The 23,704-nt window shown below is 68.4% G+C and carries 21 protein-coding genes and 1 pseudogene; 8 read left to right on the top strand and 14 right to left on the bottom strand.

The genetic code is table 11. The features are described 5' to 3' along the window. Window positions 1-38 precede the first annotated feature (38 nt). Both KK131_RS00110 and KK131_RS00105 read left to right on the top strand, forming a co-directional pair. Window positions 39-848, top strand: coding sequence for an SDR family oxidoreductase (locus KK131_RS00110; RefSeq protein WP_214554355.1), 810 nt, complete (start codon window positions 39-41; stop codon window positions 846-848). 79 nt (window positions 849-927) lie between these two features. Further along, window positions 928-1,578, top strand: coding sequence for a DUF6445 family protein (locus KK131_RS00105; protein WP_250887216.1), 651 nt, complete (start codon window positions 928-930; stop codon window positions 1,576-1,578). A gap of 50 nt (window positions 1,579-1,628) precedes the next feature. Here KK131_RS00105 and KK131_RS00100 read toward each other — a convergent pair whose 3' ends face one another. From KK131_RS00100 to orn, 4 genes are all read right to left on the bottom strand, one after another. Further along, entirely contained in the window at window positions 1,629-2,564 is a 936-nt protein-coding gene (locus KK131_RS00100; RefSeq protein WP_214554351.1) for a 2-oxoglutarate and iron-dependent oxygenase domain-containing protein, read from the bottom strand. A gap of 98 nt (window positions 2,565-2,662) precedes the next feature. Further along, window positions 2,663-4,015, bottom strand: a complete 1,353-nt coding sequence (gene glmM / locus KK131_RS00095) for a phosphoglucosamine mutase (RefSeq protein ID WP_214554349.1) — start codon at window positions 4,013-4,015, stop codon at window positions 2,663-2,665. A 56-nt stretch (window positions 4,016-4,071) separates the two neighbouring features. After that, complete coding sequence (gene folP / locus KK131_RS00090) at window positions 4,072-4,986, bottom strand: dihydropteroate synthase (RefSeq protein ID WP_214554347.1); 915 nt, start codon at window positions 4,984-4,986, stop codon at window positions 4,072-4,074. Between the two features lie 31 nt (window positions 4,987-5,017). Continuing rightward, a complete protein-coding gene (gene orn / locus KK131_RS00085) occupies window positions 5,018-5,584 on the bottom strand; it encodes an oligoribonuclease (RefSeq protein ID WP_214554345.1) in 567 nt (188 codons plus the stop codon). Window positions 5,585-5,655: 71 nt separating this feature from the next. On the opposite strand from orn, the gene sbcB reads away from it, so the two are divergent. Beyond that, window positions 5,656-7,101, top strand: a complete 1,446-nt coding sequence (sbcB, locus tag KK131_RS00080) for an exodeoxyribonuclease I (RefSeq protein ID WP_214554343.1) — start codon at window positions 5,656-5,658, stop codon at window positions 7,099-7,101. Window positions 7,102-7,129: 28 nt separating this feature from the next. Beyond that, window positions 7,130-7,816, top strand: coding sequence for a DUF2461 domain-containing protein (locus KK131_RS00075; protein WP_214554342.1), 687 nt, complete (start codon window positions 7,130-7,132; stop codon window positions 7,814-7,816). Here the strand turns inward: KK131_RS00075 and KK131_RS00070 are convergent. From KK131_RS00070 to rnk, 4 genes are all read right to left on the bottom strand, one after another. Further along, window positions 7,813-9,117 carry an MFS transporter gene (locus tag KK131_RS00070; protein ID WP_214554339.1) on the bottom strand — a complete coding sequence of 435 codons (1,305 nt, stop codon included), beginning with the start codon at window positions 9,115-9,117 and terminating at the stop codon, window positions 7,813-7,815. The two genes, KK131_RS00075 and KK131_RS00070, sit on opposite strands and share 4 nt — an antisense overlap. A gap of 121 nt (window positions 9,118-9,238) precedes the next feature. Then, window positions 9,239-10,195 (bottom strand): EF-P lysine aminoacylase EpmA, encoded by a 957-nt coding sequence (epmA, locus tag KK131_RS00065; protein ID WP_214554337.1) that lies wholly within the window; start codon window positions 10,193-10,195, stop codon window positions 9,239-9,241. Next, window positions 10,195-12,585: an NAD-dependent DNA ligase LigA gene (gene ligA / locus KK131_RS00060; RefSeq protein ID WP_214554335.1), complete on the bottom strand. Its 2,391-nt coding sequence runs from the start codon at window positions 12,583-12,585 to the stop codon at window positions 10,195-10,197. Before ligA ends, epmA begins: the two co-directional genes overlap by 1 nt. A gap of 55 nt (window positions 12,586-12,640) precedes the next feature. Beyond that, window positions 12,641-13,048, bottom strand: a complete 408-nt coding sequence (gene rnk / locus KK131_RS00055) for a nucleoside diphosphate kinase regulator (protein ID WP_214554333.1) — start codon at window positions 13,046-13,048, stop codon at window positions 12,641-12,643. 174 nt (window positions 13,049-13,222) lie between these two features. Here rnk and KK131_RS00050 point away from each other — a divergent pair, with 174 nt between their 5' ends. Next, window positions 13,223-14,698 (top strand): MFS transporter, encoded by a 1,476-nt coding sequence (locus KK131_RS00050; protein ID WP_214554332.1) that lies wholly within the window; start codon window positions 13,223-13,225, stop codon window positions 14,696-14,698. 55 nt (window positions 14,699-14,753) lie between these two features. Beyond that, a complete protein-coding gene (locus tag KK131_RS00045) occupies window positions 14,754-15,962 on the top strand; it encodes a cation:proton antiporter (RefSeq protein ID WP_214554330.1) in 1,209 nt (402 codons plus the stop codon). 87 nt (window positions 15,963-16,049) lie between these two features. Here the strand turns inward: KK131_RS00045 and KK131_RS00040 are convergent, their stop codons facing one another. From KK131_RS00040 to KK131_RS00015, 6 genes are all read right to left on the bottom strand, one after another. Further along, window positions 16,050-16,907 (bottom strand): AraC family transcriptional regulator, encoded by an 858-nt coding sequence (locus tag KK131_RS00040; RefSeq protein ID WP_214554328.1) that lies wholly within the window; start codon window positions 16,905-16,907, stop codon window positions 16,050-16,052. Between the two features lie 41 nt (window positions 16,908-16,948). Beyond that, complete coding sequence (locus KK131_RS00035) at window positions 16,949-18,529, bottom strand: alpha-amylase family glycosyl hydrolase (RefSeq protein WP_214554326.1); 1,581 nt, start codon at window positions 18,527-18,529, stop codon at window positions 16,949-16,951. Continuing rightward, window positions 18,526-19,365, bottom strand: coding sequence for an alpha/beta hydrolase-fold protein (locus KK131_RS00030; RefSeq protein WP_214554324.1), 840 nt, complete (start codon window positions 19,363-19,365; stop codon window positions 18,526-18,528). The genes KK131_RS00035 and KK131_RS00030 overlap by 4 nt, the downstream gene beginning before the upstream one ends. Beyond that, window positions 19,362-20,480 (bottom strand): alcohol dehydrogenase catalytic domain-containing protein, encoded by a 1,119-nt coding sequence (locus KK131_RS00025; RefSeq protein ID WP_214554322.1) that lies wholly within the window; start codon window positions 20,478-20,480, stop codon window positions 19,362-19,364. Before KK131_RS00025 ends, KK131_RS00030 begins: the two co-directional genes overlap by 4 nt. Next, entirely contained in the window at window positions 20,477-21,289 is an 813-nt protein-coding gene (locus KK131_RS00020; protein ID WP_214554320.1) for a phytanoyl-CoA dioxygenase family protein, read from the bottom strand. The genes KK131_RS00025 and KK131_RS00020 overlap by 4 nt, the downstream gene beginning before the upstream one ends. 150 nt (window positions 21,290-21,439) lie before the next feature. Beyond that, on the bottom strand, window positions 21,440-22,900 hold the full coding sequence (locus KK131_RS00015; RefSeq protein ID WP_214554318.1) for an MFS transporter: 1,461 nt from the start codon (window positions 22,898-22,900) through the stop codon (window positions 21,440-21,442). Here KK131_RS00015 and KK131_RS00010 point away from each other — a divergent pair. Further along, window positions 22,857-23,087 (top strand): hypothetical protein, encoded by a 231-nt coding sequence (locus KK131_RS00010; RefSeq protein ID WP_214556717.1) that lies wholly within the window; start codon window positions 22,857-22,859, stop codon window positions 23,085-23,087. The genes KK131_RS00015 and KK131_RS00010 overlap by 44 nt on opposite strands. A 283-nt stretch (window positions 23,088-23,370) precedes the next feature. Continuing rightward, window positions 23,371-23,704 (top strand): annotated as a pseudogene (locus KK131_RS00005) (glutamine--fructose-6-phosphate aminotransferase); the annotation flags it as partial.

Genomic DNA, 23,704 nt, shown 5'->3' with positions numbered 1-23,704 from the left:
GGTCGGTCAAGAATGACGTTTCGTTCACGGAATGCCGCATGACGCCTCCCCGCCCGCTCAGCCTGATCACCGGCGCCTCATCCGGCATCGGTGCCGCATTTGCCCGGCAACTCGCCGCAATGGGCCATGACCTGGTGCTGACCGCGCGCCGCGCCGACCGGCTGGAAGCTCTCGCCACTGAACTCCGCGGACAACATGCCGTCCAGGTGACCGTGCTGGCGCACGACCTCGCGGACCCGACCACGCCACAGGCACTGTGCGATGCACTGGAGCAGCGTGGCCTGCAGGTCGACTGGTTGATCAACAACGCCGGTTACGGCGTACCCGGCACCTTCGTCGCCAACGGCTGGGTGGCCCACGCGGACTTCCTGCAGGTATTGCTGACCGCGCCCACCGAACTGGCTTGGCGGTTGCTGCCCGGCATGCGCCGGCGCGGTCATGGCCGCATCGTCAACGTCGCCTCGCTCGCCGGGCACGTCCCGGGGCCGGCCGGGCATACCTTGTACGCCGCCAGCAAGGCCTACCTGATCAAGTTCTCGCAGTCGCTGGCGCTGGAAAACCGCACGGCCGGGGTGAACGTCTGCGCCCTCTGCCCTGGTTTCACCTGGTCGGAATTCCACGACGTCACCCGCACCCGCGACAAGATGAACAAACTGCCCGGCTTCATGTGGCTGAGCGCGGAGGAAGTGGTGCACCAGGGCATCGCGGCGGTCGAACGCGGCGACGCCGTGTACATCCCGGGCCGGGTCAACCGCACCATCAAGGCCGTCATCCAGTTGCTGCCGGACCGGCTGGCCATGTGGCTTTCCGCGCGCGAATCGAAACGCTACCGGAATACCCAGATCTAGCTTCGCGGATTTGTGCCATCGGCTACTGTTCTCCGCACACACCATCGGCCTTCATCGCATGTCCCTGTTCCCTACCCGGATGCACCCGTTGCCTTATCGCAAGCCTGTCGAAGGCCGCGATTACTGGGTGGTCGACGACGCGCTGCCGAACGCCGACGAGGTGCGCGCGCGCTGCCTGGCCAAGACCGACTGGGAAATGGGCTATCCGTACACCGGCGAGGTATGGCCGGGCATGCGCGCCATGCCCGCCTTGCTCGACGAAGAGCTGGCCGCACTGGATGCACGGGTGTGCCGGCTGACCGGCGCGAAGAAAGTCTGGATCGAGCAGGCCGAGACCGGCATCCGGCTCAACCACAATTGCGTGCAGGTGGTCGGCTCGGTCGAAGGCGCGGTCAAGCCGCATACCGATTCATCGAACCTGTGTCGCTACGCCGCCGTGCTGTATCTCAACCCCGACGTGCCGGAGCAGTGCGGCACCAGTTTCTTCCGCCAGCGCATGCCCGGCGGCCAGCTCGGCGGCAATATCGTGCTGCCGCCGCACCGCAACCTGGCCGAGGCGCTGGGCAATCGCTTCGTGCAGCCGAATTCGTTTGTCGAAGACGTGCGCGTGGCGCATCGCTACAACCGGCTGCTGGTCTACAAGGCCAACCTGATCCACAGCGCCAGCGCGTACTGGGGACTGGAAACGGCGGCCAAACGCATGACCGCCGTATTCTTCTGGATGGCCTGATCGGTGCTCCAGATTCGCGGCTCTTCCGAATCCCGCATCCCGAATCCCGGCTAGATCAGCTTGATCTCGCGCAGGCGCTGCAGCAGATACTCGTGCGAGGTGATCGAGGTGTCGTAGTGGCGCGGGTTGTCCGGCGTGATGCATGAGTCGAGCGGGTCCAGCACCACGTCCGGATTCGGGTGCAGGAAGAACGGCACCGAATAGCGCGGCTTGCGCGCGTTTTCATTCTTCGGGTTGACCACCCGGTGCGTGGTGGACGGGTACACGTGGTTGCTCAGCCGCTGCAGCATGTCGCCGATGTTCACCACGATCGCGTCGCCCTCGGTGGTGATCGGCAGCCACTCGCCCTCGCGGGTGAGCACTTCCAGCCCTTCCGCGCTGGCGCCGACCAGCAGGGTGATGAAGTTGATGTCCTCATGCGCGCCGGCGCGAACGTTCGGAATATTGTCCTGGGTGATCGGCGGATAGTGGATCGGGCGCAGGATCGAATTGCCGACGTCGGTCTTGTCCTCGAAGAAGTTCTCCGGCTCGCCGATATGCAAGGCCAGCGCACGCAGCACGCGGGTGCCGAGCTGGTCCAGCGCCTCGTACAGGCCGTAGCCGTACTGCCTGAAATCCGGCACTTCGCTCGGCCAGATGTTCGGCGGCATCACGTCGGCGAACTTCGAATCGCGCGGGATCTCGCGGCCGATGTGCCAGAACTCCTTGAGGTCGGCGTACTGGCTGTCCTTGGCGGTCTCCACCTTGAACGGCGTGTAGCCGCGCGCGCCGCCGGCACCGGCGATGTGGTACTTCATCTTGGTTTCGGTCGGCAGCGCGAAGAAGCGCTGGAACACGTCGTACGAGCCTTCGATCAGTTCGCGCGCAATGCCGTGGCCGCTGATGCAGCAGAAACCGAATTCGCGGTAAGCCGCGCCGATCTCGGCGACGAAGGCGTCGCGGTCGGTGCCGTAACGGCGGATGTCGAGGGTGGGAACGTTTTTCATGGCTGTAGTCACCAGGTTGGGCGTGCGGTCGATTCATCCGCCACCGCAAGGGCGGGGCACGTCGGGCCAGTCCATGGCGACCCAATACCACTACAGGTTCACGAGCGTTCGGCTGCGGATTTTACAGTCCCCGCGAGCTTCTCCGCCAACCGCTGCACTTCCGCCGCATCGGCCCCCTCGATGGTGACGCGCACCAGCGGTTCGGTACCGGAAGCACGCAGCACCACCCGGCCGCGGCCGTGCAGGACCTGCTCCGCCTCGGCCAGTGCCCGTTTTACCTCGTTGCTCGCCAGTGCTTCGCGTGCGCCGGCGGCACGCACGTTGAGCATCACCTGCGGCATCTTCTGCAGACCCTGCCGCGCTGCGGCCAGGTCCACCCCCGAGTGCGCCAGCGCCTCCAGCACGGCCAGCGCGACGACGATGCCGTCGCCGGTGGTGGCACGGTCCAGGCACAGGACGTGGCCGGAAGTTTCGCCGCCGAGCACGCCGCCATGCTCCTTCAGCTGCTGCAGTACGTAGCGATCGCCCACGTTGGCGCGGATCAGCGGCACCTCGAACTCGGCCAGCGCAAGCTGCAGGCCGTAGTTGCTCATCAGGGTGCCGACCACTGGCCCCTTCAGCGTTCCCTGCGCATGCCAGCTGCGCGCCAGCACATAGAGGATGTCGTCGCCGTCGGCCAGTACGCCATGCCGGTCGACCAGCTGTACGCGATCGCCGTCGCCGTCGAACGCGATGCCGATGTCGGCGCCGTGCGCCAGCACTGCCTGCTGCAGGGTCTGCGGGTGGGTCGAGCCGACTTCGCGGTTGATGTTGAAGCCGTCCGGCTTGTCGCCGATCGCGATCACCTCGGCGCCCAGTTCGGCAAACACTTTCGGCGCCACCTGGTAGGTCGCGCCATGCGCGCAATCCAGCACCAGCTTGAGCCCGTGCAGGCTGAAATCCTCCGCCACGGTGCCCTTGCAGTACTCTGCGTAACGGGCCACCGCATCGTCGATCCGGCGGGCCCTGCCGAGCCGTTCGGACGGCACCGTGACGAACTCGGCGTCGATCTCCCGCTCGATCGCCAGCTCGACCTCGTCGGACAGTTTCTCGCCGTTGGCGGAGAAGAACTTGATGCCGTTGTCGTGGTGCGGGTTGTGCGAGGCGCTGATCACGATGCCGGTCTGCGCGCGCATGGAGCGGGTCAGGTACGCCACTGCCGGCGTCGGCATCGGGCCGAGCAGGCCCACGTCGGCACCGGCGGCCACCAGGCCAGCCTCCAGCGCGGCCTCGAACATGTAGCCCGAAATGCGGGTGTCCTTGCCGATCAGCACATTCGGCCGCTCCCTGCCGTCGCGCGCCAGTACGCTGCCGGCGGCGCGGCCCAGCCGCAGCATGAAGTCCGCGCTGATCGGCCATTGTCCGACCAGGCCGCGAATGCCGTCCGTACCGAAATATTTGCGTTGGGTCATCGTGTCCATCGTTCCGAAAGGTTTTTCCCGTCCCCGCCGCCGCTCCGCCCGGCCGATCAGTCGTCGTCGGGCCAGCGCGGTGCGCTGGATTTTTCCTCGCGCCGCGGCACGGTGTCGAGCGCATGCACCGCCTGCCATACCGCCAGCGCATCCACGGTGGCGGCCACGTCATGCACGCGCACCATGCGGGCGCCACGCTGAACCGCGATCAACGCGGCCGCGGCCGAGCCGGCCGCACGTTCGGCGGGTACGCCGCGGCCGGTCAGCATGCCGATCATCGACTTGCGCGACAGCCCGGCGTACACCCCGCTGCCGAGGTTGGCGAAACGCTCCAGCGCGCACAGCAGCGCCAGGTTGTGTTCCAGCGTCTTGCCGAAACCGAAGCCGACGTCGACCATCACCTTGCGCCGGTCGATCCCGGCCAGTTCGCAGGCGAACAGCCGGTCGGTGAGGAACCGATGCACCTCGCCGACCACGTCGTCGTAATGCGGCTCGGCCTGCATGCTGCGCGGTTCGCCCTGCATGTGCATCAGGCATACCGGCACGCCCAGTTCCGCCGCGGCCTCCATCGCACCGTCGCGACGCAGCGCATACACGTCGTTGATCATGCCGGCGCCGGCTGCCACCGCCGCGCGCATCACCTCCGGCTTGGAGGTGTCGATCGCGATCGGCAGCGTGGTGCGCGCGATCAGCTGCTCGATCACCGGCAGCACCCGGCGCAGTTCTTCCTCGGCTGGCACGTCGGCCGCGCCGGGACGGGTCGATTCGCCGCCGACATCGAGCATGTCGGCGCCCTCTTCCGCCATGCGCAAGCCATGCGCCACGGCGGCCTCCGTGCTGGCGTGCATGCCGCCGTCGGAAAACGAATCGGGGGTGACGTTGAGGATGCCGACCACCCGCGCGCGATCGAGCCGCAACGGGCGCCCGGCGCAATCCAGCACCGGCGAAAACAGATCGTTCGACATGCTCATGGCCTCGTCAATTTCAGGAACGGCGCGGCGCTCAGGCTTCGATCCTGCCGCCCAGTTCACCCATGTAGCGGCGATAATGGCGCAGCTCGGCGATGGAGTCGCGGATATCCGACAGCGCGGTATGCGCCGATTCCTTGCCGACGCTCTTGGCGATCTCCGGCGCCCAGCGTCGGGCCAGTTCCTTGATCGTGGAGACGTCCAGGTTGCGGTAGTGGAAATAGCGTTCCAGTCGCGGCATCTGCCGGTGCAGGAAGCGGCGGTCCTGGCAGATCGAGTTGCCGCACATCGGCGACTTGCCCGGCGGCACCCACGCACGCAGGAAATCCACCGTGGCCTGCTCGGCCATCGCGTGATCGGTTTCCGAGATCAGCACCTGCCGCCACAGGCCCGACTTGTGGTGCTGGTTGGTATTCCAGCTGTCCATCGACTCCAGCCGGTCGATTTCGTGGCGCATGGCGAATACCGGCCCTTCGGCCAGCACGTTCAGGTCCTTGTCGGTAACCACCGTGGCGATCTCCAGGATCGAGTCGTTGTCGGTGTCGAGGCCGGTCATCTCCAGATCGATCCAGATCAGGTTGTCTTCGTGTACTTGGCTCATGGGCTCTCCTTGTGGGCCGGAGTTTATCAGCCCCATGCCGGCCCGGCTTTCGGCCATGCGATCATGGCCCGATGCAGACCTTCTTCTGGCACGACTACGAGACCTCCGGCGCCGACCCGCGGCGCGACCGCCCCCTGCAGTTCGCCGGCATCCGCACCACCCTCGAACTGGAGGTCATCGGCGAGCCGGTGATGTTCTACGGCAAGCCGCCGCTGGAGATGCCGCCCCACCCCGACGCCTGCCTGGTCACCGGCATCGCCCCGCAACAGGCCGAACGCGAAGGCGTCAGCGAGGCCGAATTCGCCGCCCGCGTGCACGAACAACTGGCGGCGCCGGGCACCTGCGGCGTGGGCTACAACTCGCTGCGCTTCGACGACGAGTTCACCCGGCAGATGCTGTACCGCAACTTCTACGAGCCGTACGGCCGCGAGTGGGAGAACGGCAATTCGCGCTGGGACCTGATCGACCTGGTGCGCCTGTGCCAGGCGCTGCGGCCCGAGGGCATCGCCTGGCCGACCCGCGAGGACGGCTCGCCCAGCTTCAAGCTAGAACACCTGGCCGGCGCGAACCGGCTTACCCAGGAGCGCGCCCACGATGCCTTGTCGGACGTCCATGCGCTGATCGAGCTGGCCCGGCTGATCCGCGTGCGCCAGCCACGGCTGTGGGACTGGTACTACGGCCTGCGCCGCAAGCAGAAGGTGTTCGAACTGCTCGACGTGGTGAACATGACGCCGCTGGTGCACGTTTCCTCGCGCTATCCGGCCAGCCGCCACTGCCTGGCCGTGATCGCGCCGCTGGCGCCGCACCCGAGCCGCCCCGGCGAGGTGATCGTGTACGACCTCGCCACCGACCCGGCCACATGGCTGGCGCTGGACGAGGACGAGATCGCCGACCGCATCTTCACCGCGCGCGCCGACCTGCCCGAGGACGTCGAACGCATCCCGCTGCGCACCGTGCGCGCGAACCACGCGCCGGCGCTGGCGCCGCTGTCGGTGCTGCAAGGCGTGGACCTGGAACGCCTGCAGTTGGACCTGGCCCGCTGCCAGGCCCATCGCGACGTGCTGCATGCCGTCGACGGGCTCGCCGAGAAACTGCGCCGCGTGTTCCAGCGCGCCGCCGAACTGCCGCCGCCGGAAGACCCCGAACTGGCCTTGTACGGTGGCGGCTTCCTGCCCGACGCGGACAAGCGCCTGCTGGCCCAGGTGCGCGCCACGCCGCCGCGGGAACTGGGCACGCGCGCGTTCCCGTTCCGCGATCCGCGCTATGCGGAGCTGCTGTTCCGCTACCGTGCGCGCAACTGGCCCGAGACGCTGGATGCCGGGGAACACGCGCGCTGGGAAAGCTTCCGCCAGGCACGCCTCACCCGGCACACGCCGTTGACCGGGCTCACCCTCGACGACTATTTCGCCCGCCTCGATGAACTGCGCCACGATCCGCAGGCGCAGCACAAGCTGGCCCTGCTCGACCAGTTGCAGGCGTGGGGCGAACAGCTCGCCGCCAGCGTCGAACCCCTCTGACCCATCCGATCCGCCCTCAAGACCCGCCATGCCCCAGAACTATTTCACCCACGCCACCTTCCGCTTCCTGCGCGCGGTCGAGCGCAACAACAACCGCGAATGGTTCCACGCGCACAAGGACGACTACGAACGCCACGTGCGCGAGCCGTTCCTGCAGCTGATCACCGACCTGCAGGCGCCGCTGGCGAAGATCAGCCCGCACTACCGCGCCGATCCGCGCAGGAACGGCGGCTCGCTGTACCGCATCTACCGCGACACCCGCTACTCCAACAACAAGCTGCCGTACAAGTCGTGGCAGGGTTCGCGTTTCTTCCACCAGCGCCGGCACGAGATCCAGGCGCCCGGGTTCTACCTGCACATCGAACCCGGCGAGTGCTTCGCCGGCGGCGGCATGTGGCACCCGGAACCGGAGGCGCTGAAGCACATCCGCGAGTTCCTGGTCGACAACCCGGCCGCGTGGAAGCGCGCCACCCAGGGCAAGGCGTTTCGCGAGCACCTGCAGCTGGGCGGCGAATCGCTGGTCCGCCCGCCGCGCGGCTACGACCCTGCGCACGAGCTGATCGAAGACCTCAAGCGCAAGGACTTCGTCGCCACCACCGCCTTCAGCGAAGCGCTGGCCTGCTCGGACGAGCTGCTGCCGTGGACGGTGGCCACGTTCAAGCAGGTCGCGCCGCTGGTCGACTACCTGTGCGCGGCGCAGGAACTGGAGTTCTAGGCAGGAACCGCCGCGCGCCGCGCGGTCAGCAGCCAGGCCGCCACGGCGATACCGATCAGGGCAGTGAACGCCACGTAGTGCGCCGGTGCGAGCACGCCGAACCGCTTCACCAACAGGCCGATCAGCGGCGGCGTCAATCCGCCGAACAGCGCATAGGCGACGTTGTACGAGAACGACAGGCCGGAGAAACGCACCGCCGGCGGAAACGCCACCACCATCAGCGCCGGCACCACGCCGACCACGCCCACGGCGAAACCCGCCAGCGCATACAGCGCGACGAAATGCGCGGCACCGGCCCGCAGGTCGAAATACAACGCGTAGCCGCACACCAGCAACCCGATCGCACCGGCCAGCAGCGCCCGCGCGTAACCGGTGCGGTCGGCCAGCCAACCGTGGAAAAGGCAGCCCAGCGCCAGCGCTAACGAGGCCACGCTGTTGCCGAAGAACGCGCGCGCCGGCGCGACATGGAACGCCGATTGCACCAGCGTCGGCGTCATCAGGATCAGCACCACGATCGCGGCGGTGAGCATCCAGGTCACCAGCATCGACAGCAGCACGCTGGGCAGGTGCCGTTCGAACACCCGCCGCAGCGGCAGCCCCGAGGCCAGCTCCTTGCGCGCATGCATCGCCTCGAATACCGGCGTCTCGCTGAGCCAGCGGCGCAGCCACACCGCGAAGAAACCGAACACGCCGCCGGCCAGGAACGGCAGCCGCCAGCCGTGGTCGAGCACCTCGGCCGGAGTCATCCGGCTGTTGATTGCCGCGGCCACCAGCGAACCGATCAGGATGCCCACGGTGAGTCCCGAGGTAAGACTGGCGCAGGCAAAACCGATCCGCTTCGGCGGCACGTGCTCGGCCACGAACACCCACGCGCCCGGTACCTCGCCGCCCACCGCAATGCCCTGCACCACACGCAGCAAAAGCAGCAGCAGCGGCGCCAGCATGCCGATCTGTGCGTACACCGGCAGCAGGCCGATGGCCAGGGTCGGCACCGCCATCAGGAACACGCTGAGCGCGAACATCTTCTTGCGCCCCAGCTTGTCGCCATAGTGCGCCATCACGATGCCGCCCAGCGGCCGCGCCAGGTAGCCCGCCGCGAAGATGCCGAATACTTGCAACTGGGCCAGCCACGGCGCGGTGTCGGGCGGAAAGAACAGATGGCTCAACGGGATCGCGAAGAACACGAATACGACGAAGTCGTAGAACTCCAGCGCACCGCCCAGCGCGGACAGCAGCAAGGTCTTCACGTCGTGCGGGCGCAGACGATCGGACGGAAAGTTGTCAATCAGTGGGATCTGCATCGCGTGGGCGTTCCTGCCAATGACAAGCGCGCAACCTTAGCAGCCCCGTCAGCCGCTGCCATGGTGCAACCGCGTCAGGGATCCGCGTCCGGTGCAGGCCGTCGGTTTCAGCCCTGCCGGATCAGGCTTCGGAAAACGGAAAGGCCAGCACGTCGGCGATCGCGTCGGTGTCGGCCAGGCACATCAGCAGACGCTCCACGCCCAGCGCCACGCCGGCGCAGTCGGGCAGCGCGTCGAGTACGCCGAGCAGGTGTTCGTCGAGCGGGATCTCGCGCAGGCCGCGTGTGCGGCGCACCGCGTTGTCGCGCTCGAAACGCCGACGCTGTTCCGCGGCGTCGTTCAACTCGTGATAGCCGTTGGCCAGCTCGTGGCAGCCCAGGTACAGCTCGAAGCGCTCGGCCAGCGGCGGCTCGCCGGGACGGATCTTCGCCAGTGCGCACTGGCTGGCCGGGTAATCGTGGATCACCGTGATGCGATCGCGCGGAAACGCCGGTTGCAGCTTGTGCGTGATCAGCAGATCGAGCCAGTCGTCGCGGCCGAGGCCGTCCGGGCCGATGCCGTACTCGGCCAGCGGCGTGCGCAGCTCGTCGATCGTGGCGTGTGCGGGGTCGATGCCCAGCCCGTCGAGGAACAGTTGCCGGTAACTCGTCACCACCACCTCGGCGCGCCGCCCCACCATCGACAGTGCCGCCTCGACCAGCGCAACGGTTTCCTGCATCAGCCGGCGATGGTCCCAGCCGACCCGGTACCACTCCAGCATGGTGAACTCGGGGTTGTGCCGCCCGCCCGCCTCGCCGTTGCGGAACACCCGGCCTAGCTCGTAGCAGTCGCCGACGCCCGCCGCGAGCAGCCGCTTCAGCGGATACTCCGGCGAGGTGCGCAGCCAGCGTTCGCGCGCGCCGGCGTCGACATGGCCACTGAAGCGCGCGCTGAAGCTCTCGATGTTCGGCTCGGTATTGCCGGCTGCCGACAGGATCGGCGTTTCCACTTCAAGCACCTGGCGCTCGGCGAAAAAGGCGCGGATCAGCGCGTACAGCCGTGCGCGCAGTTGCAGGGCGGCGAGCGGCTCGACGCCCATCAATCGGCCTTGTTTCTGTCGAGCAGGGCGAGCAGTTGCGCCTCGTCCCATACCGGCACGCCCAGCTCCTGCGCTTTGTCCAGCTTGGAGCCTGCGGCTTCGCCGGCGACCACTGCGCTGGTTTTCTTCGACACCGAACCGGAGACCTTGGCGCCCAGCGCTTCGAGTCGATCCTTAGCCTCCTCGCGGCTGAGCGAGGCCAGCGTGCCGGTGAGCACGAATGTCTGCCCTTCCAGCGGCGCGGCCGTCGCCCTGGCCGTGCGCGGAATCGCTTCGAGCAGGCGTTGCATCGCCGCCTCGGCCTCGCGCAGCTCGGCCAGTGCGGCCGGATTGGAGAGATGGCTTTCCAGGCTGGTCGCCGCCGCCTGCGGTACGCCGGCGGTGATCCAGTGTGCCGACCCGCCGGCCAGCAACCGGTCCAGTGTGGGGAAATGTTGCGCCAACAGCCTGCAGCTTTTGGGCCCGAGCTTGTGGATACCGGCCATACCCAGCAACACGCCGAGATCCAGGCGTTCGCGCAGCAGCGGCGACGGCGCGCCCTCGTCGCTGAACGTGATGCCGGCTCCGAGCAGCGCGTCGACCACCTGCTCGTTGCCCGCCTGCGCAAAGAAGCCGGCGATCGAGGTGGCCACTTCGTCGCCGATATCCGGCAGCACGCGCAGCACGGCCGCTGGCGTGCTGCGCACGAAGTCGAGCCGGCCCAGCCACGCCGCCAGCGTCTTGGCCGTGCTTTCGCCGATGTGCATGATGCCCAGCGCATACAGGAAACGCGCCAGCGTGGTGTGCCTGCTGGCCTCGATCCCGGCCACCAGGTTTTCCGCCCACTTGGTTGCCACCTTGCCGGCCTTCACCGTCTCCGGCGTGGTCCCGTCGCGCTCGTCGATGGCCTGCTTCATCGCCACGAAACGTTCCACTGTCAGCGCATACAGGTCGGCCGGCGAATGCACGATGTCGAGTTCCACCAGCGCCTCGGCGAAGCGCTCGCCCAGCCCCTCGATATCCATCGCGCGGCGCGAGGCGAAGTGGATCAGCGCCTCCTTGCGTTGCGCGGCGCAGACCAGCCCGCCGGAGCAGCGCCACGCCGCGGCGCCCTCCTCGCGCAACAGCTCTGAGCCGCACACCGGGCAGTGCGTGGGCATCGTCCACGGCACCGTGCCGGCCGGGCGCAAATCTTCGACCACGCGCACCACTTCGGGAATCACGTCGCCGGCGCGGCGCACGATCACGGTGTCGCCCACGCGCGCGTCCAGCCGCGCGACCTGGTCGGCGTTGTGCAGCGTGGCGTAGGTCACCGTGACGCCAGCCACCTGCACCGGCTCCATGCGCGCGCGTGGCGTGGCGGCGCCGGTGCGGCCGATCTGCACCTCGATGCCGAGCAACCGCGTGGTCTGTTCCTGCGCCGGGAATTTGTGCGCGATCGCCCAGCGCGGCGCGCGCGAGACGAAGCCCATCTCGCGCTGGCCGGCGTAGTCGTCCAGCTTGTAGACCACGCCGTCGATGTCGTACGGCAGGCTGTCGCGTCTCGCGCCGATGCGGTGAAAGTACGCGATCAGTCCGTCGAAGCCGCGTGCGATACCCACCTCCGGCGAGACCGGAAAGCCCCACTCGCGCAGCTGCCGCAGCGTGGCCGAGTGCGTCGGCGGCAACTCGCCGCCCTCGACCGCGCCGATGGCGTAGGCGAAGAAACTCAGGCGCCGCTTCGCGGTGATCGCTGGGTCGAGCTGGCGCAGCGAACCGGCCGCGCCGTTGCGCGGGTTCGCCAGCGGCTTCTCGCCGTGCTTGCGGGCGTAGTCGTTGAACGCCTCGAAATCCTTGTGCAGCATGATCACTTCGCCGCGCACTTCCAGTAGGTCGGGCCAACCCTTGCCGCGCAGCCTCAAAGGTATGGCACGTACCGTGCGCAGGTTCGCGGTCACGTCCTCGCCGGTCTCGCCGTCGCCGCGGGTGGCGCCCTGCACGAAGACGCCGTGTTCGTAGCGCAGGCTGATCGCCAGGCCGTCGAGCTTGGGCTCGACCGAGAATACCGGTTCGCGCCGCTCCAGCGTCTGCTCGATGCGGCGCTCGAACTCGGCCACTTCGCGGAAGCGTTCGCGATCCGATTCTCCGTCCTGCTCGAACGCATTGCCCAGCGACAGCATCGGGATCGCGTGGCGCACCTCGGCAAAGCCGCCGTGCGCCCGCGCGCCGACCTTGCGGGTCGGCGAATCGGACGAGGCCAATGCAGGATGCTCGGCCTCCAGTGCCTCGAGTTCGCGCATCAGCCGGTCGTACTCGGCGTCGGTGATGTCCGGGTCGTCGAGCACGTGGTAGCGGTAGTTGGCCTGCTCGATCTGCGCCCGCAGCGCGGCGGCGCGGGCGGCAGTCTCGGCCGGGGCCGGGCGTTCGGTCATGCGGGTCTCCTTCGGATCTCCCCGCAGTTTAACGACACCGGCGTGCGATGGGACTTTAGCGGTGGAAGTGCCCCGCCGCTTCCGGCTGGTAGGCGATCTCAAGCACCTTCAGGCGACGCTTGCGGCCGTCCGGCGTGGGCCAGTCGATCTGCTGGTCGCGCGCCAACCCAAGCAGCGCGCTGCCCACCGGCGCCAGGATCGACACCGTGCCGGGCGCACCGGCGGCTGCCGGATACACCAGGGTCAGGGTCAGCTTCTCGCCGTTGCTTTCGTCCTCGAAGGTGACGGTGGAATTCATCGTCACGATGTGCTCCGGCATGGCAGCCGGCTCGACCACGTCGGCGCGATCCAGTTCCGCGCGCAACGCATCGAGCTTGTCGGCCTCGGCGGCCGGCAGGCGTTCCAGCAACGCTTCGATGCGTTCCATGTCGATGCGGGAAACAGTGATCGGTGGCTTGCTCATGGCTTTTCCTGATACTCGCGGCTCCTGCCGCACAAAAGCACACGCCGGAACGAAGACGCCCCGGCGCGTGTGGTTGTTAGTGGCCGTTATGCCTATCTGGGCATGACTGGCAGGTGAAACAGCGTCCACTGTGCGGATACCACGGGCGAAAATCAAGCTGTCATAGCAGCTACCATGCGGGAAATGCCTCCCCACACTGCCGCGGACACCCACGCCGTCGCCTCTGACGCCCCCGTGCCAACGACGGATGCGGCTGATTTGCGTGAAATTTCCACGCGTGAGCGCTTCCGCGGACTGCTGTGGCTGGTGGCCGCCGCATTTTTCATGCAGGCACTGGATTCCACCGTGGTCAACACCGCGGTGCCGGCGATGGCCGAAGCGCTCGCGGTGACCCCGCTGGGCATGCGCACCGCGCTGACCAGCTACGTGCTGACCCTGGCGATCCTGATCCCGGCCAGCCCGTGGCTGTGCGACCGCTTCGGCACGCGGCGCGTGTTCGGCGCGGCGATCGTGGTGTTCGGCCTGGGCTCTCTGCTGTGCGGCGTGGCGCAGACGCTGCCGCAGCTGGTCGCCGCGCGCGTGGTGCAGGGCATCGGCGGCGCCGCGCTGATGCCGGTGGGCCGCTACGTGCTGGTGCGCAGCATCGACAAGCGCGAGTTCGTGCGGGCGATGAGCACGGTGGCCACGTTCGGCCTGCTCGGTTCGGTGCTCGGCCCGTTGCTGGGCGGCGCGATCGTCGAGTTCACCTCGTGGCGGCTGATCTTCCTGATCAACGTGCCGGTGGCGGTCGCCGGGGTGTGGATGAACCTGCGCGACATGCCCGATTACCGGCTCGACCGGGCGAACCGCTTCGACCTGTCCGGCTTCCTGCTGTTCGGCGCCGCCTCGGCCCTGCTGCTCACCGCTTCGGAACTGGCCGGCAGTGCGCCGGTACCGTGGCTGCGGATGGGTCTGTGCGCGCTGGTCGCCGTGCTGCTCGGCGCGGTCTACGTGTGGCACAGCCGGCGTATCCCGTATCCGGTGGCGGACCTGCAACTGCTGCGCGTGCGCAGCGTGTGGGTGTCGCTGGCCGGCGGGCTGTTCACCCGGCTCGGCATTTCCGGCATGTTCCTGCTGCTGGTGCTGTTCCTGCAGGTCGGTTGCGGCTGGTCGCCGCTGATGGCCGGCCTGATGATGGTGCCGCAGGCGCTGGGTTCGATCATCGCGAAGTGGGCGGTCAACCGCGCCCTGGTGCACTACGGCTACCGCCGCCTGCTGCTGGGCAACACGCTGATCGTGGCCGCGCTGCTGGCCACGTTCGCCTTGCTCGGCCCGGGCTCGCCGGTGTGGGTGATCGCCTTGCTGACGTTCGCCTACGGCGCCTTCGCCGGCCTGCAATACACCACGATGAACACGCTGATCTACACCGACCTCGACATCAAGCACGCCTCGATGGCCTCGTCGATGGCCTCGACCGTGCAATACCTCGCGATGAGCTTCGGCATCGCACTGTCCACCTTGCTGATGGAAGCGATGCTGCAGGGCCACGCCCATGAAGATTATGTCGTGGCGTTCCGCTGGACGGTGATCCTGCTGGCGGCGATCACCGCAGTGGCCAGCCGCGTGTTCGGCCGGCTGCGGCACGATCGCCCGTTGCCCGGCGCTGCATGACGCGGGAGGCTGCATGTAGCATGCAGTCTTTGTCGAAAGTCCGGGCACGCGCCGCATGCACCACGCCAGCGAGATCCTGTTCACCCTGTTCGTCGTGTTCGTTGCCGCCCAGATCGGCGGCGAGATCGCGCAGCGGCTGAAGCTGCCCGGCGTGGTCGGCGAGATCGCCGCCGGCTGCGCGATCGGCCCCTCGCTGCTGGGCTGGATCACCCCGGAACAGATCGCCACCGGCACCCCGCTCGACGTACTGGCCGAGATCGGCGTGATCCTGCTGCTGTTCGCGGTGGGCCTGGAAACGCGGCTGGAAGACCTGAAGAAGGTCGGCAAGGTGGCGTTCGTGGTCGGCGTGGTCGGCGTGCTGGTGCCGTTCGGCATGGGCAGCGTGTGGGCCCACGGCAACGGCTTCGACTGGGACCGCTCGCTGTTCGTCGCCGCCGCGTTCGTGGCCACCTCGGCCGGCATCACCGCCCGCGTGCTGCAGGAACTGAACGCGCTGCAACGCATCGAGAGCAAGGTGATCCTGGGCGCCGCGGTGATCGACGACATCCTGGCCATGCTGCTGCTCGGCGTGGTGGTGTCGCTGCAGGGCGGCGGCAGCATCAACGCCTCGCACCTGCTGGTGGTGCTGGCCGGCGCGGTCGGCTTCATCGCGGTGATCGGCTGGGGCGGCGCGCGGGTGATGCGCTGGAACTCCGCCTGGCTGGACAAGCCGCTGGGCCCGCATTCGCCGCTGATGATCGTGCTGGCGCTGTGCCTGGGCCTGGCCTGGCTGTCCACCCAGTTCGGCCTGGCCGCGATCATCGGCGCGTTCCTGGCCGGCATGATCGCCTCGGAAACCCGCCAGCAGCACACCCTGGAAAAACAGACCCAGCCGCTGCTGGCCCTGCTCACGCCGTTCTTCTTCGTGGTCACCGGCAGCAAGGTCGACCTGCACGAGCTGGCCAGCGCGGACGCCCTGCTGATGCTCGCCGTGGTCACCGCGATCGCGATCGTCTCCAAGTTCATCGGCGGCTGGCTCGGCTCGCTGTCGCTGGGCCGGCGCAGCGCCACCATCATCGGTTTCGGCATGGTGCCGCGCGGCGAAGTGGGCATCGTCGTGGCCACCCTGGGCCTCGCCGCCGGCGTGTTCGACAACCGCATCTACGCCATCATCGTGGCGATGTCGCTGCTCACCGCGATGGTCACGCCGCCGGTATTGGCCTGGCTGCTGAAGCGATCCGGCAACGGAGAATCCGCCGTCGTGGTGCCTGATGTGAAAGGCTGAAGGAGCACTCGGCTTGTCAGCACCTCGGCTCCTGCTCGCCGGGCTTGCAGAACGCCTGCGAGACCTTCCCGAAAGTGAAAACATCCGTTACAGCGTGGACCTACCGTGTCCGGCGCGGCGGTAATCCCCTGGCGTCATGCCGAAGCGGCGATGGAACAGTTCGCCGAAATGCGATGGGGTGGAGAAGCCCAGGCTGTCGGCGATGGCGGCGACGCTTTGCCTGGATTCCAGCAGGCGCCGGCTGGCCAGGTGCAGGCGGTGCGTGCGGACGTAGTCGCTCCAGCTCATGCCGACCTGCTGCTTGAAGCGGCGGCTGAAATAGGCCGGTGACAGCGCGCACAGCGCCGCGGCCTGTTCCGCGCCGGGCGCGTCGGCCGGATTGCTGCGCAGGCGGTCGATCGCCGGGCGCAGGCGCTGCAGGCCGCCGGCGTCCGCGGCCAGTTTCCGGCCCTCGATGGCGGGGGCGCGGACGGCCGCACGCAGCAGCAGTTCGATCAGCGGCAACGCCAGCGGGTCCGCCGCATCCAGCCCGGTGAGCCAGTCGGCGAGCAGCAACAGGCGGCGATACGTTGCGCGGTCGGGCCGGGCACAGAACGGGTGCTGCAGGCGCTCCAGGCCGGCGGTGCGCGCCAGCGTCTCGCCGGCGTCCGCTTCGACCTGCACCAGCACCCAGTCGCGCGGCCCCGCGCCCAGCGCAAAGTCGTGATGGACCATCGAGGGCACGAAGGCGATGCAGCGGGGAGCCAGCGTGTAGCGCCGGTCGTCGGCGACGAAATGCCCGGATACCTTGCCGAACAGCACCAGTTCGTGCACGTCGTGGAAATGCACGAACGGCTCGGATGCGGTGGCCTCGCGCCCCTGCCGGATGCGCTCCGCGCGCACCGTGGCGCCCGGGCGCAGTTCGACCGGTTCGCAGATCGGGCGGTCGAGATGCGGCAGCGCCATGTCGAGTTCCTCCCCCGGCGTTCCACCGGTCGTGCGTCGCCTCAGCGCGTGCCGAGCACGCGCACCTGCATCGGGTGCAGGACCGTGTCGACCGCTGCGCCCGTGCCACCATCCAGCAGGTCGACCCACGGCGTATCGCCGGTCAATGCGGGTTCGAGCACCGGCCGCGCATCAGTATGGCCGAGGTTGACGAGCAGCAGCGTACGCCGTGTCCCCTGCTCGCGCAGGATGCACAGCACCGCGGAAGCATCGTCGCACAGGATGCGCTGGCTGCCTTCGCGCAGCTCGGGTCGTGCGCGGCGCAGCGCCAGCAGTTTCCGGTACCAGTGGTACAGCGAATCCGGCCGCGCCTGTTCTTCCTCCAGCGATACGCCGTCGTTCGAGCGGTTGTAGCGCTCGGTCCACCAGCGCTGCGGGCCCTGATACCAGGTGGCCGAGCCCGGGGCGGCGAGGTCGGCTTTCCAGCGGAACGCCTCGCGCATGGGGATCTGGATGCCGTCGGATACCGGGGCGTTTTGCAGCGGGCGCCCGCGCATGCCCAGTTCCTGCCCGTAGTAGATCAGCGGCTCGCCCTTCAGCATCAGCGCGATGGCGGCACCGGCGCGGGCCCGTGCCGGGTCGCCGTCGACCAGCGACATGAAGCGGTCGATGTCGTGGTTTTCCAGCATGATCACCTGGCCCTTGCCCGGCGGCGTGGCGGCGGCCGTGGCCCGCAGCGCCTTGACGATGGCGTGCTTGTCGAGCTGCACCAGCGCACCGCGCAGCGGAAACGCGAACACCAGGTCGGCGTGGCCTCGCGTCAGGAATTCCTGGCCGTAGCCCCAGCCGGCTTGTTCGGCGAGGATGCGCAGCTCCGGCCGCCGTGCCTTCAGCGCGCGGAACATCGGCGTCCAGAAATCCGCGAACAGGTTCTTGTCCAGGCCCTTGTGGTCGAGGTCGTCCATCATGTGATCGATGCGGAAACCGTCGACGCCGTCGCGGCCGCTGCCGTCGCCGTGGGGGTCGGCCCAGAACAGCAACAGGTCCAGGAAATAGCGTTTCACCGCCGGCTGGTTCAGGTCGACCATGGCGATGCCGATCTGGCGGCCGTCATAGCCGGCCCACGTGGCGCGGTCGAGGAACGGCTCGGCGATGCGATGCCCCGGGTCGCGCCACAGCAGGTAATCGGCGTACTTCGCGTGCGGCCTGCCGATCGATTCGCGCCACCACGGGTGGCCCTCGGCGACGTACTGGAACTCCTCGTCCAGATAGACCTTCAGCCCGCGCGCGTGCGCGGCGCGGACGAACGCGAAGTAATCGTCCATCGAACCGTAGGCCGGTTCGATCGCCTTGAAGTCGGTGGCGAAATAATTGTGGTAGTACGGCGAAGGCTGCAGCGGCGTGAGCAGGATCGAGGTGATGCCCAGCTGCTTGAGGTAGTCGAGCTGGGACGTCAGGCCCTCGAGATCGCCGATGCGGTCGCCGTTGCTGTCGCGGAAGCTGCGCTCGAAGATCTGATAGAACACTTCGTCGGCCGGCTGCGCCCGCGGCGGTGTGGTCGCGGTCGCGGCCCGGGTGGAGCACGCCGCCATCGCGAGCATGATCGTGGCGGCCCAGGCGAGCGTGGACTTCATCAGGTTCATGCGTCGTCCCCTTCTTCGGTGTGGGCATGCAGCATCTGGCCGAAGAAGCGCAGCGTGTCGTCCAGTGCGGCGGCCCAGTAAGGCCAGTCGTGCCCGCCCTCGCCTTCGGCGTACTGATGGGGGATGCCGGCCCGCTGCAGCGCGCGGTGCAGCGCGCGGTTCGCGTCCAGATACGGATCGTCGCGACCGCAGGCCAGGCGGACCGGCGGCAGCACATCGGTGGCGCCGGCCAGTGCGGCCAGGACGCTGCGATCGGCCGGGGCCTCGCTCCAGCCGGTCCGGCCCTCTTCGATGAGCCCGTCGAACTGTGCGACGTCGGTCACCGTCGACAGCGCGGCGGCAGCGGCGATGCGCTGCGGATACTTTCCCGCCAGCCGCAAGGCGCCGAAGCCGCCCATGCTCAGGCCCGCCAGCAGCAGTGGCGAGCGCGTCGTGCAGCCTTCGATCACCTCGCGCGCCAGCGCCGGCACCTCGTCCATGATCCAGCGCTCGGCATCCTGGCCCGCCTGCGCCACATAGCCCGATCCGTCGCCCCACAGGCCATCCGACGGCATCAGCAGCGCGACCGGCGGCAACGCGCCTTCGGCGATCAGCCGCGCGGCGGTGAGGTGGGCCGCGCCTTTCAGCGCCCATGCCCAGTGCGAACCGAACACGCCATGCAGCAGCATCACCATCGGCAGGTTCGCCACGCCGCGCGCCGCGGGCGGCACGAACAGGGTGACGTCGACGCGTCGGCCGAGCGCGCGGCTCTTGGCGGTGGCGAACTCCAGCCCGGCCGCCGCGATGGCGGGATCGGACTGCTCGATGGTGCGAAAGGTCGGCCGGCCGGTATTCATGCGATGCGCAACACTCCTTTCATGCTGCGCCCGGCCAGCATGTCGTCGAAGGCGCGGCCCAGCGCGTCCATCGGATAGCGATGGCTGACCAGCGAGGCGAGTTCGAGCCGGCCACGGGCGACCCAGTCGAACAGGCGCGGGAAATCGCGGTCGGGCACGCAGTCGCCATACAGCGGCGCCATGTAGCGCTTGTTCCAGAACAGCTGCGGCAGTTCGAACGTGGCCGTTCCGTGCGCGCCGCTGACCTGCAGCGCGTCGCCACCGTTGCGCGCAAGCTGCAGCGGCAGCAGGGCGAGCGCGGCCGTGCCGGTGGCTTCGAAGGCATGATCCACGCCGCGGCCTTCGGTCAGCGCGCGTACCGCGGCGACCAGCTGCGCATGCTGCGGATCGTCGTCGGCGGCCGGCAGCAGGTGGGTGGCGCCCAGCTCGCGGGCGCGCTCGAGCCGGGCCTGCACGCGATCGATGGCGATGATGATGCGGGCGCCGCCGATCCGCGCGCCCTGGATCACGTTGAGCCCTACCCCGCCGCAACCCAGCACCGCCACCGACGCGCCCGGCGCGACCGCAGCCACGTTCACCGCCGAACCGACGCCGGTCATCACCGCGCAGCCGAGGATGCAGGCCACGTCCACCGGCAGCTCCGCCGGCAACGGCGTCACCGCCTCGGCGCGCACCAGCGTATGCCGCGCGAATGTCCCGAGGTGGAACGAGCGCTCGATCGGGCGCCCATGCCAGCGTGTCGCGCCGGCGTGGGCACGGCTGTTGCCCAGCCGCGGCACGTCGAGTTCGTGGGTCCGCTCGCACAGGGTCGCGGCGCCACGGGCGCACTGGAAGCATCTGCCGCAGGGGATCGCCCAGTTCAGCAGCACCGGTTGCCCTGGCTCGAGTCCGCGCACGCCCTCGCCGACCTGTTCGACATGCCCGGCACCCTCGTGGCCCATCACCAGCGGGCCGGGCCAGTGCAGCGAGGCATGGTCGGTATGGCAGATGCCGGCCGCAGCGATGGCGACGCGCACTTCGCCCGGGCCGGGCGGCTCGACCTCGATCGTCCCGATCGCGAATCCGCCCCTGCCGTCGGCGATGAGCGCCGGCCCGCTGGCGATGCCGGCGCTCATGTCGCGCGTTCGAACAACAGCGGATTCTTCGGCGTGTCGATGACCGCGCCGACTTTCGCGCCGGGACACCAGCGCTCCCAGTCCGCCTGCTGCATGGCGTTGCTGGGCGCCTTCAGCTTCATGTCGCGATCCATGTAGATCACGGTCATCACCGAACGCGGCCGCGCCGAGCGGTTCGGGCCGGCGCGATGGAAGGTCCAGCCGAGGTGGAAGCTCACCTCGCCCAGCGCGAAAGGCTCGTCCACCACGCGGAAACCCTGCGCCTCCATGTTCGCCGTGATCGCCCGCTCGCTCTCGTCGGAGATGCCCAGGTCGCGGCCGAACTCCACCGCCTGGCTGCCGGCGAAGAACGCGAGCGGCCCCATCTCCTGCGGCACCGCCTGCAGCGGCACCCATGCCGTGATCGTGCGGTCGCTGTCGACCGGCCAGTAGTACTGGTCGGCATGCGCCGGCGTGATGCCGCCGCCCGGCTCCTTGTACAGCGACTGGTCGTGATACAGGCGCACGCCGTCGACCTGCAGCAGCGCCGCGGCCAGGCCGGCGAGGCGGCGGCCGGACACGAATTCGCGCACCCGTTCGCTTTCCTCCCACAGGTTCATCACCTGCAGGAAGGCGCGGTCGTAGGTGCTGCGCTGCTCCAGCGGCAGCGTCTGGGTATTCAGCGCGATGGTCAGTCGCGTGATTTCTTCGCCGTAGTGGCGCAGCTCGTCGGCGTTGAACACGTCCTTGAGCTTGATGAAACCGTCGCGGCGGAAATCGGCGACCTGCCGTTCCGACAGAAGGTAAGGTCGAGCAAGGTCGAGCGTCATGCCGGCGTCTCCACGGTTCCCAGCGTATCCGCAGCAGGCGCGACGCCAGGCGGGTTCATGTCGACCGCCATGGTAGGAACCGGCGCATCACCGCACATCGGCGACATGTGTCGAACGAGCCGGCCGGACTATCGGATTCATGACCTCGGTTCAGAGCGCGATCCGCACGCGCAGCGTGCACAGCCCGGCGACCAGCAGGCTCGCCCCGCCCAGCGCCAGCGCCCACATCGGCTGGCCGTGGAAGAACAGCTTCAGCAGTTGGCCCAGCACGCTCGCGGCCACCAGCTGCGGAATGACGATGAAGAAATTGAAGATGCCCATGTACACGCCCATCTTGGCCGACGGCACGCTGTCGGACAGCATGGCGTAAGGCAGCGACAGGATCGACGCCCAGGCAAAGCCGACCCCGAGCATCGACAGCAGCAGCCAGTGCGGATCGCGGATGAGCAGGAAGGAAAGCAGCCCCGCGCCGCCCAGCCACAGGTTGACCAGATGGCTGGCACGCAACCCCCAGCGGCGCACCATCAGCGGGATGGCCAACGCGGCGAGTGCGGCAAAGCCGTTGTAGGCGGCAAACAGCACGCCGACCCAGTTGGCCCCGTCGTTGTACGCCGCCGAGCGCGGATCGCCGCTGCCGAAATGCACCTGGGTGACCGCGGCGGTGGCGTAGATCCACATCGCGAACAGCGCGAACCACGAGAACAGCTGCACCCATGCCAGCCGGCGCATCACGTCGGGCATCGCGCGCAAGTCGCCGAGCACCTGCGCGAGCATGCCGCGGCTGCGGGTCCGCGCCAGCCACAGCAGCGAAACGCCATACGCCAGGAGCCCGCCGGCCAGCAGGTAGAGTTCCTGCTGCAGATGATAGTGGCCGACCAGCACGGCGCCGGCCACACCGGCCATGGCCCAGGCGATTCCGCTGCGCGTGCCGCCCGTGGCGCGTGGATCCTGTTCGTCGATCGGCACGGGGTCGAATGCCCGCAACTGCTCGGGCGCATATTCGCGCGTGCTGAGCACGGTCCACAGCACCGCGCCCAACAGGACCGCGCCGCCGGCGTAGAACGAATACTTCACCGTGTCCGGAATGCCGCCATCCGGCGCGACATTGCCGAATCCGAACCTGGCCAGCAGCCAGGGCATGGCGGAGGCAACCACTGCCCCGATGCCGATGAAGAAGCTCTGCATCGAGTAACCCAGCGGACGCTGGCGAACCGGAAGCTGGTCGCCGACAAAGGCGCGGAACGGCTCCATCGAGACATTGATCGACGCATCCATCAGCCACAGCAGGGCCGCCGCGATCCACAGCTCCGACGCATTCGGCATCCACAGCAGGGACAGCGAGGCAAGCACCGCGCCGACCAGGAAATACGGACGCCGGCGCCCCAGCCGCGTCCAGGTGCGGTCGGACAGATGCCCGACGATCGGCTGCACGATCAGCCCGGTGATCGGCGCGGCGATCCACAGCACCGGGATCTGCTCCAGCGACGCGCCGAGTGTCTGGAAGATGCGGCTGACGTCCGCCGTCTGCAGCGCAAAGCCGAACTGGATGCCGAGGAATCCGAAACACATGTTCCATATCTGCCAGAACGACAGTTCGGGTTTTGCCTTCATGCGGGGGCGATTCCGGTTGCCTTGGGAAGGGGAAACCCGGGCGATCATGGATGCAAACGATGCCCGTCGCATGTTGTACGGCAACATGGCCGGTGCCGGTCACTCGGCGATCGGCACCTGTGCGGCGCCGTGGCGATGGCCCGTTCGCATGGTCGATCACTGCCTGTACACGCATCCGGCTGTATGACGGCCGCCGATCACGGATGGCCACAAACCGGTCGGCATCGTCGATGAGGCGGGTGAAGTCGCGACGCGTTGCCGCGCCCCGCCTTCCACCGCCGCGATGGCCCGCGTTCCCGCATCGGCTCGTTGAACTATTTGCGCCGCAAGGCGAACTAAGCGGTTGATCCGGCGGCTGCGCCGCGATGGCTGCGGGCTCGTGTCGCGAAAGCTGGCCGCAATGCGGCCACCTCAAAATGGCCGGCCGTGACGAGACTCGAACTTCGTACCCAGCATAAGGAAGCGTTGCCATGTGTGGAATCGTTGCTGCCGTCGCCCAGCGGGATGTCGCGCCGCTGCTGATCGCCGGCCTGAAGGCGCTGGAATACCGCGGCTACGACTCGGCCGGCCTGGCCGTGCTGGACGGCGGCCAGGTTCGCCGCGTGCGCGCCAAGGGCAAGGTGCGCGAGATGGAGGCGTTGTACCTGGCCGATCCGCTGCCCGGCGGCACCGGCATTGCGCATACCCGCTGGGCCACGCACGGCGTGCCGAACGAGGCGAACGCGCACCCGCACATCGCCGGCCGCGTGGCCATCGTGCACAACGGCATCATCGAGAACCACGCCCGCCTGCGCGCCGAGCTGC

The organism is Rhodanobacter sp. LX-99, from assembly GCF_018599185.1.
Classification (GTDB): domain Bacteria; phylum Pseudomonadota; class Gammaproteobacteria; order Xanthomonadales; family Rhodanobacteraceae; genus Rhodanobacter.
This window is presented reverse-complemented; position numbering and strand designations above follow the sequence as displayed.